At 72.6% G+C, this 17077-nt stretch carries 14 protein-coding genes; 9 read left to right on the forward strand and 5 right to left on the reverse strand.

Features of this window, described 5'->3' with window-relative positions; genetic code table 11:
• Positions 1-8 precede the first annotated feature (8 nt).
• From ACZ6WH_RS33095 to mutM, 4 genes are all read left to right on the forward strand, one after another.
• Positions 9-608 (forward strand): YceD family protein, encoded by a 600-nt coding sequence (locus ACZ6WH_RS33095; protein WP_432864742.1) that lies wholly within the window; start codon positions 9-11, stop codon positions 606-608.
• 2 nt (positions 609-610) lie between these two features.
• Positions 611-784: a 50S ribosomal protein L32 gene (rpmF, locus tag ACZ6WH_RS33100; protein WP_028802425.1), complete on the forward strand. Its 174-nt coding sequence runs from the start codon at positions 611-613 to the stop codon at positions 782-784.
• Positions 785-803: 19 nt separating this feature from the next.
• Positions 804-1589 (forward strand): ribonuclease III, encoded by a 786-nt coding sequence (gene rnc / locus ACZ6WH_RS33105; RefSeq protein ID WP_432859137.1) that lies wholly within the window; start codon positions 804-806, stop codon positions 1587-1589.
• A 193-nt stretch (positions 1590-1782) separates the two neighbouring features.
• Complete coding sequence (gene mutM / locus ACZ6WH_RS33110) at positions 1783-2715, forward strand: bifunctional DNA-formamidopyrimidine glycosylase/DNA-(apurinic or apyrimidinic site) lyase (protein WP_469733095.1); 933 nt, start codon at positions 1783-1785, stop codon at positions 2713-2715.
• On the opposite strand, the gene ACZ6WH_RS33115 is transcribed toward mutM, so the two are convergent.
• Both ACZ6WH_RS33115 and ACZ6WH_RS33120 read right to left on the reverse strand, forming a co-directional pair.
• Positions 2712-3023, reverse strand: coding sequence for a hypothetical protein (locus tag ACZ6WH_RS33115; RefSeq protein WP_469733097.1), 312 nt, complete (start codon positions 3021-3023; stop codon positions 2712-2714). The two genes, mutM and ACZ6WH_RS33115, sit on opposite strands and share 4 nt — an antisense overlap.
• Positions 3024-3282: 259 nt before the next feature.
• Positions 3283-4314, reverse strand: coding sequence for a CAP domain-containing protein (locus tag ACZ6WH_RS33120; protein WP_469733099.1), 1032 nt, complete (start codon positions 4312-4314; stop codon positions 3283-3285).
• Positions 4315-4471: 157 nt separating this feature from the next.
• Here ACZ6WH_RS33120 and ACZ6WH_RS33125 point away from each other — a divergent pair, with 157 nt between their 5' ends.
• From ACZ6WH_RS33125 to ACZ6WH_RS33140, 4 genes are all read left to right on the forward strand, one after another.
• A complete protein-coding gene (locus tag ACZ6WH_RS33125; protein ID WP_432859145.1) occupies positions 4472-4753 on the forward strand; it encodes an acylphosphatase in 282 nt (93 codons plus the stop codon).
• A 382-nt stretch (positions 4754-5135) separates the two neighbouring features.
• The gene (locus tag ACZ6WH_RS33130; RefSeq protein WP_030623651.1) at positions 5136-5342 is read left to right on the forward strand and encodes a hypothetical protein; all 207 of its coding nucleotides are present in this window, start codon (positions 5136-5138) and stop codon (positions 5340-5342) included.
• Positions 5343-5622: 280 nt separating this feature from the next.
• On the forward strand, positions 5623-9594 hold the full coding sequence (locus ACZ6WH_RS33135) for an AAA family ATPase (RefSeq protein WP_469733101.1): 3972 nt from the start codon (positions 5623-5625) through the stop codon (positions 9592-9594).
• A gap of 234 nt (positions 9595-9828) precedes the next feature.
• Positions 9829-11247 (forward strand): sugar porter family MFS transporter, encoded by a 1419-nt coding sequence (locus ACZ6WH_RS33140; RefSeq protein ID WP_469733103.1) that lies wholly within the window; start codon positions 9829-9831, stop codon positions 11245-11247.
• Positions 11248-11462: 215 nt separating this feature from the next.
• On the opposite strand, the gene ACZ6WH_RS33145 is transcribed toward ACZ6WH_RS33140, so the two are convergent.
• The 3 genes from ACZ6WH_RS33145 to ACZ6WH_RS33155 all read right to left on the reverse strand — a co-directional run bounded on the left by ACZ6WH_RS33145 (position 11463) and on the right by ACZ6WH_RS33155 (position 15475).
• Positions 11463-12452: an LLM class flavin-dependent oxidoreductase gene (locus tag ACZ6WH_RS33145; RefSeq protein WP_469733105.1), complete on the reverse strand. Its 990-nt coding sequence runs from the start codon at positions 12450-12452 to the stop codon at positions 11463-11465.
• Between the two features lie 94 nt (positions 12453-12546).
• Positions 12547-14013 (reverse strand): purine-cytosine permease family protein, encoded by a 1467-nt coding sequence (locus tag ACZ6WH_RS33150; protein ID WP_432859151.1) that lies wholly within the window; start codon positions 14011-14013, stop codon positions 12547-12549.
• A gap of 238 nt (positions 14014-14251) precedes the next feature.
• The gene (locus ACZ6WH_RS33155; protein WP_469733108.1) at positions 14252-15475 is read right to left on the reverse strand and encodes an NAD(P)/FAD-dependent oxidoreductase; all 1224 of its coding nucleotides are present in this window, start codon (positions 15473-15475) and stop codon (positions 14252-14254) included.
• A gap of 175 nt (positions 15476-15650) precedes the next feature.
• Between ACZ6WH_RS33155 and ftsY the strand changes: the two genes are divergently transcribed.
• Positions 15651-16880, forward strand: a complete 1230-nt coding sequence (gene ftsY / locus ACZ6WH_RS33160) for a signal recognition particle-docking protein FtsY (protein WP_469733110.1) — start codon at positions 15651-15653, stop codon at positions 16878-16880.
• Positions 16881-17077: the final 197 nt, after the last annotated feature.

Raw genomic sequence — 17077 nt, forward strand, 5'->3', positions numbered from 1 at the left:
CCCCTCTCGTGTTCGACACACGCGAGCTGGGCCGGCGTCCCGGTGCGATGAAGAAGGTCTCCCGCTCCGTCGAGGCCCCCGCGAGCCTCGGCAACGAGGTCATCGGAGTGCCCGAGGGCGCGCCGACGGAGCTCGACCTCCGCCTGGAGTCGGTCATGGACGGGGTGCTTGTCACAGGCACCGCCCGTGCATCCGTGAAGGGGGAGTGCGTAAGGTGTCTGGAGCCGGTCGGGCATGAGCTCGAAGCGGACTTCCAGGAGATGTTCTCCTACCCCGACGCCGACGCCCGGGTCCGTGAAGCGGATCAGGACGACGACGCCGAGGACGAGGAGGACACCCTCTTCCTCGAGGACGACATGTTCGACCTCGAACCCGTGCTGCGTGATGCGGTGGTGCTCGCACTGCCGATGCAGCCGGTGTGCCAGGACGACTGTCCGGGCCTGTGCTCCGAGTGCGGAGCCCGGCTCGCTGACGACCCGGACCACCACCACGATGCCGTCGACATCCGTTGGGCGGCACTGCAGGGACTCGCTGAATCCATCCAGGACGGCGAGAAGGACAACATGGGCGGCGCCGATGCGGGCGTCGACGAGAAGCAGGAGAAGTAGCCGTGGCTGTTCCGAAGCGGAAGATGTCGCGCAGCAACACGCGCCACCGCCGGTCGCAGTGGAAGGCTGCGGTCCCCACCCTGGTGGCGTGCGAGCGCTGCCACGAGCCCAAGCAGCAGCACATCGCGTGCCCCGCTTGCGGCACCTACAACAAGCGCCAGGTCCTCGAGGTCTGATCGGCTGGTGACAGGCTCTATGTCAGACGCTGATTCGTCGAAGAACTCCTCGAAGACTCCGTCTGCGGACACGGCCTCGTCCCACACGCTTCTGGAAGGGCGGCTCGGGTACCAGCTCGAGTCCGCCCTTCTGGTGCGTGCGCTGACGCACCGCAGTTACGCATACGAGAACGGCGGTCTGCCCACCAACGAGCGCCTGGAGTTCCTCGGGGACTCCGTGCTGGGCCTGGTGGTCACCGACACGCTGTACCGCACCCACCCCGACCTGCCCGAAGGCCAGCTGGCCAAGCTGCGGGCCGCGGTGGTCAACTCGCGTGCGCTCGCCGAGGTGGGCCGGGGTCTCGACCTCGGTGCGTTCATCCGGCTCGGCCGGGGCGAGGAAGGCACGGGCGGCCGGGACAAGGCGTCCATCCTCGCCGACACGCTCGAAGCCGTCATCGGCGCCGTCTACCTGGACCAGGGCCTCGACGCGGCCTCCGAACTGGTGCACCGCCTGTTCGACCCGCTGATCGAGAAGTCCTCCAGCCTGGGCGCCGGCCTGGACTGGAAGACCAGCCTCCAGGAACTGACCGCAACAGAAGGACTCGGGGTCCCCGAGTACCTGGTCACCGAGACCGGTCCGGACCACGAGAAGACCTTCACTGCTGCCGCCCGCGTCGGTGGTGTCTCGTACGGCACCGGCACCGGCCGCAGCAAGAAGGAAGCCGAGCAGCAGGCGGCCGAGTCCGCCTGGCGGGAGATCCGCGCGGCGGCGGACGCGGCGGCCAAGGCCGCCACGGAAGCCACCACCGGCCCCGCGAGCTGAGCCCTTCCCGCGTGCCCCGCGCACGCGGCCCCCGCCCGGCCGCCCCTTCACCGGGGCGGGACGGGCGGGGTTTCCTCGTTCCGGCGCCCGGGGCGCGTCCCCGGCACCGGACGGGGTTTCCTCCGCCCCGCGCCCGGTACCCGCTCCGCCACGGCGCCCCCACGGCACCCATCCGCCTCCCCGAGGAGATCCCTTGCCCGAGCTGCCCGAGGTCGAGGTCGTACGGCGCGGTCTGGAGCGCTGGGTCAGCGGCCGGACCATCGACACGGTGGACGTCCTGCACCCGCGGTCGGTGCGCCGCCACACCGCGGGCGGCGCGGACTTCGCGGCGCGGCTGGCCGGCCACCGCGTGGGCGAGGCCCGCCGGCGCGGCAAGTACCTCTGGCTGCCGCTCTCCGACGACCTCTCCGTCCTCGCGCACCTCGGCATGAGCGGCCAGCTCCTGGTCCAGCCGCAGGACGCGCCGGACGAGAAGCACCTGCGCATCCGGATCCGCTTCACGGACGCGGCGAGCGTCCCGGACGCGGCGCCCGCGGCGCCCGGTGTCGCGCCCGCCGCCGACCTCCCCGCGGACACGGTCGGCACCGAGCTCCGCTTCGTCGACCAGCGCACCTTCGGCGGACTCTCGCTCCACCCCACCGTCCCCGGCGACCCCGACGGTCTCCCCGACGTGATCGCCCACATCGCCCGCGACCCGCTCGACGCGGACTTCGACGACGCGGCGTTCCACGCGGCGCTGCGCCGCCGCCGTACGACGATCAAGCGCGCGCTCCTGGACCAGTCCCTGATCAGCGGCGTCGGCAACATCTACGCCGACGAGGCGCTGTGGCGCAGCCGGCTGCACTACGACCGCCCCACCGCCACCCTCACGCGCCCCCGCACCACCGAGCTGCTGGGCCACGTCCGCGACGTGATGACCGCCGCGCTCGCCGTCGGCGGCACCAGCTTCGACAGCCTCTACGTCAACGTCAACGGCGAGTCCGGCTACTTCGAACGCTCCCTGGACGCCTACGGCCGCGAGGACGAACCCTGCCGCCGCTGCACCACCCCGATCCGCCGCCGCTCCTGGATGAACCGGTCGAGCTATTACTGCCCCAGGTGCCAGCGGGTGCCGCGGGCGCGCTAGCCGATCGGATCGGCTTCGGAAAGCGGACACACGGCCTCGTGCGTCGTGCGCAGGAGCTCCCCGGGGCGGGGGTCGAAGACGCGCACGGCCACCCGGCCGTGGATCGGGTGCGTCACCACTCGCCAGCGCTGGTCACGTACCCGCTCTGCGGGGCGGTCCCCTTCCGTGAGATACACCCAGCGGCCGTAGTCCGTGCGGATGGGTACGAGCGGGGCACCGCAGTCGCACTCCAGCGGGGGAGCAGCCCCGTCCGGCGGAGCGGCCGTGGCGCCGTCCAGAGCGGCGAGAACGTTGGCCGGCCACTTCATGCAGGTATCGCAGAGCAGGCCGCGACGACCGGCAAGTTCGCGTGCCTGCACGTCAGGACCTGCCGTGCGGCAGCTCTGGCACATGCTGCTGTCATCCCCCATGCACCGGAGGGTCAGCTCGGACGCGTGCCGGGCGGGAGGGCGCTGTCAGGGGCGCAGCGGTGCGCAGCGCGAGGCGCGACAGCTGTGCGGGGAGCGCGTGCCGCAAGCGGTGCGCTCGTCCTGCGAGACGAGGGAGGCGGCAGAGACGACAGGGACGTCAGAAGCCGAAGTCCTGCGTCCACCAAGGGCCGCCGGGGGAGCGGTGGAGGCCCACGCCGAGGGTGCGGTAGTCGCAGTTGAGGATGTTGGCGCGGTGGCCGGGGCTGTTCATCCAGGAGTCCATGACCGCTTCGGGGGTGGTCTGGCCGCGGGCGATGTTCTCGCCGCCGAGGTCGGCGATGCCGGCGGTCTTCGCGCGGTCCCAGGGGGTGGCGCCGTCCGGGTCGGTGTGGTCGAAGAAGTCGCGGCGGGCCATGTCCTCGCTGAAGTCCTGTGCGAGGTCGGCGAGGCCGCCGTCGGCGGTGAGCGGGGCGCAGCCGGCGGTGACACGTTCCTTGTTGACCAGGGTGAGGACCCGGGCGGCGGCGGAGGCGTCCCCGGCGGCGGGGGCCGGTTCCGCCGCGCGGGTGTCGGCCGGGGCGGGGGTGGACGCGCCGTCGGAAGTACCGGAGCCGCCGGCGCGGTCGGACGAGGAGCCCGTGCGGCCGTCGCCGGAGGTGCCGTTGCCCGGCCTGTCGTCCCCGGTACCGCTGTCGCCGGTCCTGCCGCCCCGGTCGCCGGCGGAACGGTCGGCCGCCGAGGAGCTCGCGCCGGGCGCGTCCGGGCGGGCGGCGCCGCGGTCGGCCGGGGGTGTGCCGCGGTCCGCGGGGAGCGGCGAGCGCGCGCCCTGGGTGCTGGTCACCTCCGGCAGCGCGCCGGTGCGGACGCGTCCTCCGGAGCCGTCCGCGCCCCCGGGCTCGTACGTGCCGGTGCCCGGCAGCAGCCCCGCCGAGACGGCCACGGCCCCCATCGCCAGCGCCGCCGACACGCCGAGCAGGCCGGTGCGTACGGGGGCGGTCCGCAGGAAGCCGCCCGGGCGGGCGGGGGCGTTGGGGCGCGGCGCCCCGTGGGGGCCGGCGGTGCTGTCGGTGCGGGTGGGGGCGGTGGGGCGTGCGGTTCCCGCGGGGCGGACGCCGCGGTGGCGGCCCGTGGTGGCGTCGGCGGGCGGCGCTCCGGGGGCAACGGGAGCGGTGCGTCGATGGCGGCCCATCCGGTGACTTCCTTCCGTCCACGACCGTCATGGACTCGCGTCCACGAACGCCACATCTGAATCACCCGTACGGGTGACCACTGATGTCGCGTGACTGTACGGCACGGGGTGCGGAGCCGAAGTGCTCGGCAAGCAATTGGCCGGTTAACGTGCACGCATGAACGAAGATGTCCGTCTGACGGCCTGGGTCCGGGGCCGTGTGCAAGGTGTCGGCTTCCGCTGGTTCACCCGGGCCAACGCGCTGCGCATCGGAGGGCTCGTCGGCTTCGCCATCAACCGGGAGGACGGGCGCGTCCAGGTGGTGGCCGAGGGGCCCCGCGAGCGGTGCGAGGAGCTCCTGGAGTGGCTGCGGACCGGGGACACGCCCGGGCGGGTCGACGGGGTGAGTGAGATTTGGGACACGCCGCGGGGCGGGTACGAGGGCTTCGCGATCCGCTGACGAAGGGCCGCCGACCGGCCTTCCGGGCCGCCGGCGACCCGCCTCATGGCATGCCGCTGGCACCGGCGGGGAGCAGAAATCGCCTGGTGGTTGCCATTTCCGTCGACCCGTGGAAGGCTGCCGCAGTAAGGATGATCTCCACGCCCCCGGGTTCGTTTCCGGAGCGTCGCCGCGAGCCTTCTGCCGCCGTGCGCGCACACGAGCCCTCGGATACGGGGTGTGATCGTGTTGACCGTCAATCCATTTGGTGAGACTCTGGAATCCCCGCGCACCTTAGCTGTTTGGCATTGCGTACACCAGAGAATGACAGACACCGCGGGTGCGATTCCCTCACGACCCACCACCGCTTCGGTCGGTCACTCAGTGTGGAGGACCATCCATCATGGCAAAGGCGCTTCTCGGTTACGTCGGCGGCTCCGACCCCCGAGTCCTCGCCGAGATGCGACGGCTTCAGCAGCGCGTCCAGGACCTCGAATCCGAGATCATCAGGATTCAGGCCGAGAACGACGCTCTGTCCGCTGCCGCACGTCACGGCGACTCGCTGCTCGACAGCATCGACGTATCCCAGGCGGAGCCGGCGCTCACCTGACCATCGCCCCAAGGGCCGGTCGGGCTGAAACGACAGCCACTTGAGGCACCGCTCTATGAAGATTCAAGGGACGCTTCGGCGTCCCTTCGTCGTTCACGCCTCCGCTTCCCGGCGACTTCTTACCGCATGATGTGCCCTGCACGTTCCGCGGCGAAACCGAAAAGGTCCGGACACGACAGCGGGCCGGTGACCGGGCGCCGCCGGAGCGCGGCGCCGCGGCGCGCCAGGACCGGTCGGGACGAGCACGGTCATAGGCACTCGAAAGGTAGAGTCCAACGGCGTGCACCTCAAGAGCCTGACCCTGCGAGGATTCAAGTCCTTCGCGTCCGCCACCACGCTGCGCTTCGAGCCCGGCATCACCTGCGTCGTGGGCCCCAACGGCTCGGGCAAGTCCAATGTGGTGGACGCCCTCTCGTGGGTCATGGGCGAGCAGGGCGCGAAGTCGCTGCGCGGCGGCAAGATGGAGGACGTCATCTTCGCCGGCACCACGGGCCGCCCGCCCCTGGGCCGCGCCGAGGTCTCGCTCACCATCGACAACTCCGACGGCGCGCTGCCCATCGACTACGCCGAGGTCACCATCACGCGGATCATGTTCCGCAACGGCGGCAGCGAGTACCAGCTCAACGGTGACACCTGCCGGCTGCTGGACATCCAGGAGCTGCTGTCGGACTCCGGCATCGGCCGCGAGATGCACGTCATCGTCGGTCAGGGGCAGCTCGACGGCGTACTGCACGCCGACCCGATGGGCCGCCGGGCCTTCATCGAGGAGGCGGCCGGCGTCCTGAAGCACCGCAAGCGCAAGGAGAAGGCGCTGCGGAAGCTGGACGCGATGCAGGCCAACCTCGCCCGAGTCCAGGACCTCACCGACGAGCTGCGCCGCCAGCTCAAGCCGCTCGGACGGCAGGCCGCCGTCGCCCGCCGGGCCGCCGTCATCCAGGCCGACCTGCGGGACGCCCGGCTCCGGCTGCTCGCCGACGACCTCGTGACGCTGCGCGAGGCGCTCCGTACGGAGATCGCCGACGAGGCCGCGCTCAAGCAGCGCAGGGAGGCCACCGAGGCCCAGCTGAAGGAGGCGCTGCGGCGCGAGGCGGCGCTGGAGGAAGAGGTGCGGACGCTCGCGCCGCGGCTCCAGCGCGCCCAGCAGACCTGGTACGAGCTGTCGCAGCTGGCGGAGCGGGTACGCGGCACGATCTCGCTGGCCGACGCCCGGGTGAAGAGCGCGCAGGCCGCGCCCCCCGAGGAGCGGCGCGGGCGCGACCCCGAGGAGATGGAGCGCGAGGCGGCCCGGATCCGCGAGCAGGAGGCGGAGCTGGAGGCCGCGCTGGAGGCGGCGACCCGGGCGCTGGACGACATGGTCGAGCACCGCTCGGGGCTGGAGCGGCAGCTGCAGGACGAGGAGCGGCGCATAAGGGACGCCGCACGGGCCATCGCGGACCGCCGCGAGGGCCTGGCCCGACTGCACGGGCAGGTCACCGCCGCGCACGGCAGGGCCGCCTCCGCCCAGGCCGAGATCGACCGGCTGACCGAGTCACGGGACGGGGCGCAGCAGCGCGCCGAGGCGGCTCAGCGGGAGTACGAGCAGCTCAAGGCCGAGGTCGACGGGCTGGACGCGGGCGACGAGGAGCTGGCGGAGCAGCACGAGCGGGCCAAGGAGGAGCTGGCCGGCGCGGAGCGCGCGCTGACCGCGGCCCGCGAGGCGCTGACGGCGGCGGAACGCAAGCGCGCGGCGACCGCGGCGCGCCACGACGCGCTGGCGCTGGGGCTGCGCCGCAAGGACGGTACGGGTGCGCTGCTGGCCGCCGCCGACCGGCTGGGCGGACTGCTCGGCCCGGCCGCCGAGCTGCTGACCGTGCAGCCGGGGTACGAGGTGCCGGTCGCGGCGGCGCTGGGCGCGGCGGCCGACGCGATCGCGGTCGCGGACCCCGCGACGGCGGCGGAGGCCATCCGCCTGCTGCGCAAGCAGGACGCGGGCCGCGCGGTCATGCTCCCGGCGACCCCGGCGGAACATCCCCTGACGGGCGCCGCGGGGGAACGTTCCCTCGCCGGGACGGTGCCGCACGACGGGACGGCGACGGCGGGCGCCGAGGGCGCCGGCGGCGGGGCAGGTGCTGACGGAGCGTCGGGAACCGGTGGGACCGTGCGTGCTGACGGAGCGTCGGGTCCCGGTGCGGCCGCGCGTTCTGACGAAGTGTCGTACGCCGGCGGAGCGGCCGGATCCCCCGGCGCGGACGGGACCCCGGGTACCGGCCGTACCGGCCAAGACGTCGGCGTACCGGGCGGCGCCGCCCGCGACGCCACCCCCGAGGGCGGCCGCTCCTCCGCCGACGGTCCCGCGATCCCCGGTGCACGCAGTGGGCCCGGGGCGGCGGACGGGGCGGAAGGGGACGCCGGTGGCGCGCCGTTCGGGTCGGTGCCCGCTGCCCGTACGCCCGGTGGCCCGCCCGCCGCCGCGGAACTGGTCGACGGGCCCGCCGAGTTGCTGCCGGCCGTGCGGCGGCTGCTGCGGGACGTGGTCGTGGTGAGCACGTTGGAGGACGCCGAGGACCTGGTGGCCACATGGCCCGGGGTGACCGCCGTGACCGCCGAGGGCGACCTGCTGGGGGCGCACTTCGCGCAGGGCGGCTCGGCCGGAGCGCCGAGCCTGCTGGAGGTGCAGGCCTCCGTCGACGAGGCGGCGGCGGAGCTGGAGGAACTGGCCGCACGGTGCGAGGAGCTGACCGAGGAACAGCGGCTGGCCACCGAGCGGCGGGCCGAACGGGCCGCGGCGGTCGAGGAGCTGGGCGAGCGCCGGCGGGCGGCCGATCGCGAGAAGTCGCAGGTCGCGCAGGCGCTGGGGCGGCTCGGCGGACAGGCGCGAGGCGCCGTCGGCGAGGCGGAGCGGTCGGCGGCCGCGGTCGCCAAGGCCGAGGCGGCGCTGGCCCGCGCGACCGAGGAGGCCGAGGAGCTGGCGGAACGTCTCGCGGTGGCGGAGGAGGAAGCCACGTCGGGTGAGGGGGGCTCGGAGGAGCCGGACACCTCCGTACGGGACCGGCTCGCCGCCGACGGGGCCAACGCGCGGCAGACCGAGATGGAGGCGCGCCTCCAGGTCCGTACGCACGAGGAGCGCGTCAAGGGGCTCGCGGGGCGGGCGGACGGGCTGGACCGGGCGGCGCGAGCCGAGCGTGAGGCGCGGGCGCGGGCCGAGCAGCGGCGTGCCCGGCTGCGCCACGAGGCGCGGGTCGCTTCGGCGGTCTCGGAGGGCGCGCGGCAGCTGCTCGCGCACATCGAGGTCTCGCTCGTGCGCGCCGAGGAGGAACGGGCCGCCGCCGAGCAGGCGAAGGCCGAGCGGGAACAGGCGCTGGCCGCCGAGCGGGAGCGGGACCGCGAGCTGAAGGACGCGCTGGACAAGCTGACCGACTCGGTGCACCGGGGCGAGGTGCTGGGCGCCGAGAAGCGCATGAAGATCGAGCAGCTGGAGACCAAGGCGCTGGAGGAGCTGGGCGTGGAGCCGGCCGGGCTGGCCGCCGAGTACGGCCCGGACCAGCTCGTGCCTCCGTCGCCGCCCGCCGAGGGCGAGGAGTTGCCGGCCGACCCGGAGCATCCGCGCAACCAGCCGGTGCCGTTCGTACGGGCCGAGCAGGAGAAGCGGCTCAAGGCGGCCGAGCGGGCGTATCAGCAGCTCGGGAAGGTGAACCCGCTGGCGCTGGAGGAGTTCGCGGCGCTGGAGGAGCGGCACAAGTTCCTCAGCGAGCAGCTTGAAGACTTGAAGAAGACCCGTGCGGACCTCCTCCAGGTCGTCAAGGAGGTCGACGAGCGGGTCGAGCAGGTCTTCACCGAGGCGTACTGGGACACGGCGCGGGAGTTCGAGGGGGTGTTCTCGCGGCTCTTCCCGGGCGGCGAGGGCCGTCTCGTGCTCACCGACCCGGACAACATGCTGACGACCGGCGTGGACGTGGAGGCGCGGCCGCCGGGCAAGAAGGTCAAGCGGCTCTCGCTGCTCTCGGGCGGCGAGCGGTCGCTGACCGCGGTGGCCCTGCTGGTCTCGATCTTCAAGGCGCGGCCGAGCCCGTTCTACGTGATGGACGAGGTCGAGGCGGCGCTGGACGACACCAACCTGCAGCGGCTGATCCGGATCATGGAGGAGCTGCAGGAGAGCTCGCAGCTCATCGTGATCACGCACCAGAAGCGCACGATGGAGGTCGCCGACGCGCTGTACGGCGTGTCGATGCAGGGCGACGGGGTATCCAAGGTCATCAGCCAGCGTCTGCACTGAGGCGACGACCGCGTAGGCGATCAAGGCAGCGACCTGCATTGTTCATAACCTGAACGCAGCTGCGGTAAGTGACGGCTCGAATCAATTCAGTACCCCCTATTGACTTAGAAACTTGAAGGCATAGTCTCTGCAACGTTGCTTTTACCTTCAAGTGGTGGGTGCCGTGTTCGTATGCGCCACTGGAAGAGCCAGCCCCCTACGCCCGGCAGCGCAGCCGGGCCACTGGAGTACACGTTGACCAGCACCGCGCAGCCGGCGGGGACGGAAGGCCGCAAGGCCCATCCGGACCACCTCGGCCATGTCATCTTCATCACCGCGGCTGCCGCGATGGGCGGCTTCCTGTTCGGTTACGACAGCTCTGTGATCAACGGTGCTGTCGAGGCCATCCGGCACCGCTACGACGTCGGCTCCGCCGGCCTCGCCCAGGTGATCGCGATCGCCCTGATCGGCTGCGCCATCGGTGCCGCCACCGCGGGCCGGATCGCCGACCGCATCGGCCGTATCCGCGTCATGCAGATCGCGGCCGTGCTGTTCACGGTCAGCGCCATCGGCTCCGCGCTGCCGTTCGCGATCTGGGACCTGGCCATCTGGCGCATCGTCGGCGGCTTCGGCATCGGCATGGCCTCGGTCATCGGCCCCGCCTACATCGCCGAGGTCGCGCCGCCCGCGTACCGGGGCCGGCTCGGCTCCTTCCAGCAGGGCGCGATCGTCATCGGCATCGCCGTCTCCCAGCTGGTCAACTGGGGCATCCTGAACCTCGCCGACGGCGACCAGCGCGGCGAGCTCGCCGGCCTGGAGGCCTGGCAGTGGATGCTCGGCGTCATGGTCGTCCCGGCCGTCCTCTACGGCCTGCTCTCCTTCGCCATCCCCGAGTCGCCCCGCTTCCTGATCAGCGTCGGCCGCCACGACAAGGCCAGGGAGGTGCTCGCCGAGGTCGAGGGCCAGAACGTGGACCTGGATGTGCGGGTCGACGAGATCGAGCAGGCGATGCACCGCGAGCACAAGTCCAGCTTCAAGGACCTGCTCGGCGGCAAGATGGGCTTCCTGCCGATCGTCTGGGTCGGCATCGGCCTCTCGGTCTTCCAGCAGCTGGTCGGCATCAACGTCGCGTTCTACTACTCGTCGACGCTGTGGCAGTCCGTCGGCATCGACCCGAGCAGCTCGTTCTTCTACAGCTTCACCACCTCGATCATCAACATCATCGGCACCGTGATCGCGATGATCTTCGTGGACAAGATCGGCCGCCGTCCGCTGGCCCTGATCGGCTCCGCCGGTATGGCCGTCGCCCTCGCGCTGGAGGCCTGGGCCTTTTCCGCGAAGACCGCGAGCGGCGCGCTGCCGAGCACCGAAGGCACCGTGGCCCTGATCGCGGCCCACGGCTTCGTGCTCTTCTTCGCCCTCTCCTGGGGCGTGGTGGTCTGGGTCTTCCTCGGCGAGATGTTCCCGAACAAGATCCGTGCCGCGGCCCTGGGCGTCGCCGCCTCGGCCCAGTGGATCGCCAACTGGGCGATCACGGCCAGCTTCCCGAGCCTGTCGGACTGGAACCTCTCCGGCACGTACGTGATCTACACGATCTTCGCCCTGCTCTCGATCCCCTTCGTGCTCAAGTACGTGAAGGAGACGAAGGGCAAGGCGTTGGAGGAGATGGGCTAACCCCCCCGCCAGCCTCTCTCCTCACCACGGAACTGCCCCGGCTCCCCGATGGAGCCGGGGCAGCCGCATGTCCGGGCCCGGCGTACCGTTCGCCCCCTCTTCCCCCATGGCCGGCGTACCGTTTCGCCCCCCCTCCCCCCATGGGGGGACGCAGGCCCCCTGCTCAGCACAGTACCGGGGGCCACTGACAATCCGGCCCGGCCCGACCTGCGTCCTCAAGACGCCAATTGCGGCAGCACCCGCTCGGCGAAGAGGTGCAGCGACCGCCACGCCTCGTCCACCGGCATCCCGCCGCACAGCGGGTGCAGGATCAGCGAGTCCGACGCCTCCGCCTTGCCCGCGTACGCCACGCACTCCTCCGGCGTCAGCACCCGGTACACCCCTTCCTCGCGCAGCGCCGCCACGTCCCTGGCCGCCGAGCGGACGGCCGAGTGCGTGCCGGCCCCCGCCTGCCAGCCCGCGTACGTCCGCGCCTCGTAGAGGAAGTGCTTCCCGTACCGGTCCCAGGCCAGGTCCGGGTCCTCCGCGACGTGCAGCAGCGCCGTGCTTGCCGGCGGCTCCATCACCCAGCCCTCGTGGCCCCGCTCGGCGCACTGCTGGTGGTAGTACGCGGTGAGGTCCGGCAGGTGGGCGCTGGGGAAGAGCGGCAGGCCGAGCCGGGCCGCCCGGCGCGCGGCGGGCCGCGAGGCGCCGCCCACGAGCAGGAGCGGATGCGGCCGGGTCGCCGGGCGAGGCGTGACGCGGACCGTGCGCCCCCGGTACTCGAAGGGCTCGCCGGTCCAGGCGCGCAGCAGCGTTTCCAGCACCTCGTCCTGGAGCGCGCCGCGCCCTTCCCAGTCCTTGCCGTGGGCCGCGTACTCCTCGGGCCGGTAGCCCAGGCCCGCGACGGTCACCAGCCGGCCGCCGCCGAGCAGGTCCAGTACCGCCAGGTCCTCGGCCAGCCGCAGCGGGTCGTGCAGCGGGGTGATCAGCGCGGAGACGGTGACGGTGATCCGCCGGGTGGCGCCGAGCACGGCACCGGCGAAGGCGAGCGGCGAGGGCATCCAGCCGTTGTCGGTGGCGTGGTGCTCCTCGGTCTGCACCGTCGTGAGGCCCATGTCGTCGGCGTACCGGGCCATCGCGACGGCCGCCTGATAGCGCGCCGCCAGGCCCTCCGGAGTGGGCTCGGGATCGACCAGGTTGAACCGCAGGACCGTGACGGGCATGACAGCGTCCCCTTCGCCGGGAGGTGGCGAAGGGGACGTTATCTGATGCTGCGTCAGTTGTGGAGGGGGCGTACGGGGCGGCCGCCCGGGTCCGCTACCGCCCGGCCGGTATCGGCTCCGGCGCCGCGCCGCCCTCCGCGGGGACGTTCTCGCGCGGCGTGGGCAGCACCGCGAAGACCACGGCGGCGATCACGATCGTGACGGCCCAGCCCAGGCCGTGGGTGCCGAGCCAGGTGCCGGCCAGCGGGCCCGCGAACCACTCGACCTTGGTCAGGCACAGGCCGATGGCCAGGGCCACGCCCCAGGCGGTCAGCGCCTGCCAGCAGAAGCCGCCCGCGTACCAGTAGCGGCCGGTGCGCGAGGTGTCCATCAGGCCCTCGGCGTCGTACCGGACGGTGCGCCGGGAGCGCCGCAGCATGTCGATCGCGTACACCCCGACCCAGGCCGAGAAGGAGACCGCGAGCAGCGTCAGGAAGGCGATGAACTGGCTGATGAAGCTGGTCGCCACCAGCATCATGAACGCGCCGCCGACCAGGCTGATGGCGGCGTTGATGCTGACCGCCAGCGGGCGGGGCAGCTTCACGCCCATGGTCTGCGCGGTGAAGCCGGCGGAGTACATCGACAGGCTGTTGATCAGCAGCATGCCGACCAGCGCGGTGATCAGGTACGGCACGGCCAGCCAGGTCGGCAGGACGTCGCCGAGGAACGCGACCGGGTCGCTCGCCTTGGCCAGGTCGGGCGTGCGGGAGGACATCACGGCGCCCATGAGCACCATCGGCACCATGACCAGGCCGGCGCCCGAGACGGTGGTGGCGACGATCTTCCTGCCGGACGCGGCGTGCGGGAGGTACCGGGTGAAGTCCGGGCCCGAGGGGATCCAGCTGATGCCGCCGGCGGCTATGGTGCCGATGCCCGCGATCATCATCGCCGTGTCGCCGGCCTTCTGGGAGAAGACCTGCTGCCAGTCCATCTTGGCGATCAGGTAGACGAGCACCAGCACGCTGAAGATGCCGAAGAGGTACGTCGACCACTTGTTGCAGACGTTCAGCGCCTTCCGGCCGAGGCCGGAGACCAGGAACGTGGTCGCCACGAAGGCGAACAGGGTGAGCACGGTCAGGAAGTTGTTGCTCTCGATGCCGAAGAGCAGCTTCAACACCGTGAGCAGCGCGAACGCGCCGGTGACCGCGTTGATCGTCTCCCAGCCGAAGCGGGCGACCCACAAGATCATGCCGGGGAAGTAGTTGCCCCGTACGCCGAAGGTGGCGCGCGAGAGCATCAGGCCGGGCGCGCCGCCCCACTTGCCGGTGACCGACAGCAGGCCGGTGAGGCCGAAGGAGACCGCCGCGGCGATCAGCGCGACGACGAGGACCTGCCAGAAGTTCAGGCCGTTGAAGACGACCAGGGCAGCGCCCATGGTCAGGAGCAGCACGCTGATGTTGGCGGCGACCCAGGTGGGGAAGAGCTCGCGGACCCGGCCGTGGCGTTCGTCGTCGGGGACAGGCTCGATGCCTCGGGTCTCGACGGTGCCTTCGGTCTCGGGGGAGGAGGCCGTGGTGTCCATGGTGCAGGTGTCTCTCGTGCGCTGGGGCAAGGGCACCCCCACAGGGGGCAGTCGGCAGCGGCGGTGGTGCCTGGCTGCGGGGCGGCGCGGTGGCCGACGAGGACTCTACGCGCGTTGCGCGGCCATCCACCATCGTACTTTGCACCAACTTCCCGCCGTAAGCCCCATTGGACCCTCCGACGAGTCGGGCGCGTCACACTTCTCGTCGGAGGGGCCAACCGGCGGGCGGGTGCCCTGGTCAGCCGGTCGGTGCCGACACCGGCCCGCGCTGGCTCACCCGGTGGTCGGCGGCGCACAGGATCTCCTCCGCGTCATCCACCGGCGGATAGATCCAGGTCTCGTTGATCGCGCGCTTCCGGGCCTTGGCCTCGGTGACCGGGATGTCGTTCAGCGCCCGGTCGAAGCCCTTGGTCAGCACCGCGCCCGCCCCGCCGAGGTCGAGGCAGGTGACGTACGGGTCGGTGGTGAACGGCTCCGGCGCCAGCCCCAGCAGGTCGGCCGCCGCGTTGTGCCCGGCGAACTTTCCCTGCGGCGTCGCGTGCTGGCAGGACTGCGTCACGGTGTGGCCGTCCTCGGCGGGCGCGGCCGCGGTGTCGCCCGCCGCGTACACCTCCGGCACCCCGCGCACCCGCAGCCACTCGTCGACCGCCAGCCGCCCCAGCTCGTCGCGCGCGGCGGGAATCTGCGCGGTGAGGCCGTCGGCCCGTACCCCGGCCGTCCAGACGGCCGTACGGGCCGGGACCGCGCTGCCGTCGGAGAGGTGGACGGCCCGCTCGTCGACGCGCTCGACCGTGACGCCGAGCCGCCGCACCACTCCCAGCTCGTCCAGCGCCCGCTCGATCACCGGCCGCGCGGGCTCGCCGAGCCCGCGCCCGACCACTTCGTCCCGCTCCACCAGCACGACCTCGACCTCGTCCGCCAGGCCGTGCGGCGCGGCGACCGCCCGCAGCCGGCCCACCAGCTCGGCCGCGATCTCCACCCCGGTGAACCCGGCGCCGACCACCACCGCCGTGAACCGCCCGGGCCCCTCGGGCGCCTCGGGCAGCAGCCGCAGGTGCTCCTCCAGGCCGACGGCGGCGGCCATCGTGTCGACGTCGTGCAGCAGCTCGGCGCCGGGGAGGCGCGGGCGGACCAGCGCGCTGCCGGTGGCCAGTACCAGCCGCTCGTACCGGTGCTTGGTGCGGCCGTCGGCGCCCTCGGCGGTGACGGTCCGGCGGCCGGTGTCGATGCCGGTCGCCGTCGCCGCGACGCGGCGTACGCCGACGGGGCCGAGGACGCGGTCCAGCGGGACCCGGTACGCCGCCGGGTCCGCCTCGTAGAGCCGGGGGCGGATCACCAGATCGGGCCCCGGGGCGAGCAGCGTGACCGTGGCGGAGGCGTCATGGGCGCGCAGCAGGCGGGCGGCGCCGGCGGCGGCCCACGTCCCGGCGAAACCGCCGCCCACAATCAGGATGTCCGACATCCAGGTTCTCCTTCCGAGTGCCCCCGTGGCGCGTTCCGCGGGGGTGAATCCGGATAGTACACATCCGGATTAGAACCTGGACAGTCCGCATCCGGATAGAGGCGCGGGGCGGTACGCCTTCGCAATCTGTGGCGTGCGACCCCGCGGGCGCCGCGTGCCCGATACTGAGGGAGTTATGGAAATCGTCATCCTTGCTGTAGTCATCGCTGTGGTCGCGCTCGGCGCGATCAGCGGGCTCGTCGTCAGCAGCCGCAAGAAGAAGAAGCTGCCGCCGCCCCCGCCGACCACCCCGTCCGTCACCGCGCCCCCTGCGGAACCGCAGGTCGGTGAGGACGCCGAGACCCCCCGCGACGAGGAACGTCGCACCATCGAAGAGGTCGGTCTGCCGGACTCCGGCGCCACCCTCGTCGAGGAACCGCCCGTCGCCGAGCCCGAGGCGCCCGCGGCGCCCGCGGTCGAGGTGCCGGAGCCGACCGCCGGCCGGCTCGTCCGGCTGCGCGCCCGGCTCTCCCGCTCGCAGAACTCCCTGGGTCAGGGCCTGCTCACGCTGCTCTCCCGGGAACACCTGGACGAGGACACCTGGGAGGAGATCGAGGACACCCTGCTCACCGCCGACGTCGGTGTGCAGCCCACGCAGGAGCTGGTCGAGCGGCTGCGCGAGCGCGTGAAGGTGCTCGGCACCCGCACCCCCGACGAGCTGCGCGGCCTGCTCCGCGAGGAGCTGCTCCACCTCATCGGTACCGAGGCCGACCGCGCCGTGAACACCGCGAACGGCCTGGGCACCAACGGCCAGGAGATCCCCGGCGTCGTCATGGTCGTCGGCGTCAACGGCACCGGCAAGACCACGACCACCGGCAAGCTCGCCCGCGTGCTGGTCGCCGACGGCAAGTCCGTCGTACTGGGCGCGGCCGACACCTTCCGTGCCGCCGCCGCCGACCAGCTCCAGACCTGGGGCGAGCGGGTCGGCGCCCGCACCGTGCGCGGCCCCGAGGCCGGCGACCCCGCCTCGGTCGCCTTCGACTCGGTGAAGGAAGGTATCTCCGAGGGCGCGGACGTCGTTCTGATCGACACCGCGGGCCGGCTGCACACCAAGACCGGCCTCATGGACGAGCTGGGCAAGGTCAAGCGGGTCGTGGAGAAGCACGGCCCGGTCGGCGAGGTGCTGCTCGTCCTGGACGCCACCACCGGCCAGAACGGCCTGGTCCAGGCCCGGGTCTTCGCCGAGGTCGTGGACATCACCGGCGTGGTGCTCACCAAGCTGGACGGCACGGCCAAGGGCGGCATCATCGTCGCCGTCCAGCGCGAACTGGGCGTCCCGGTCAAGCTGGTGGGCCTGGGCGAGGGCGCCGACGACCTGGCGCCGTTCGAGCCCGAGGCGTTCGTCGACGCCCTGATCGGCGACTGACCGGAGCGTGAACGGGTTAACCCGGGCACCCGCACCGATACGGATACACCGAGCCCCGCCGCACACGAAGTGCGGCGGGGCTCGGTGCGTGCGCCCGGCGGCGCAGCGCGGGGATGACGCGCCCGGCGACCGGACGCGGGGCGATGGTTTTCGGGCGGGTGCGCGAGGGAGCGGCACGCTCGGACGGCCGGAACGCG

Source organism: Streptomyces sp. NPDC050806 (genome assembly GCF_055586425.1).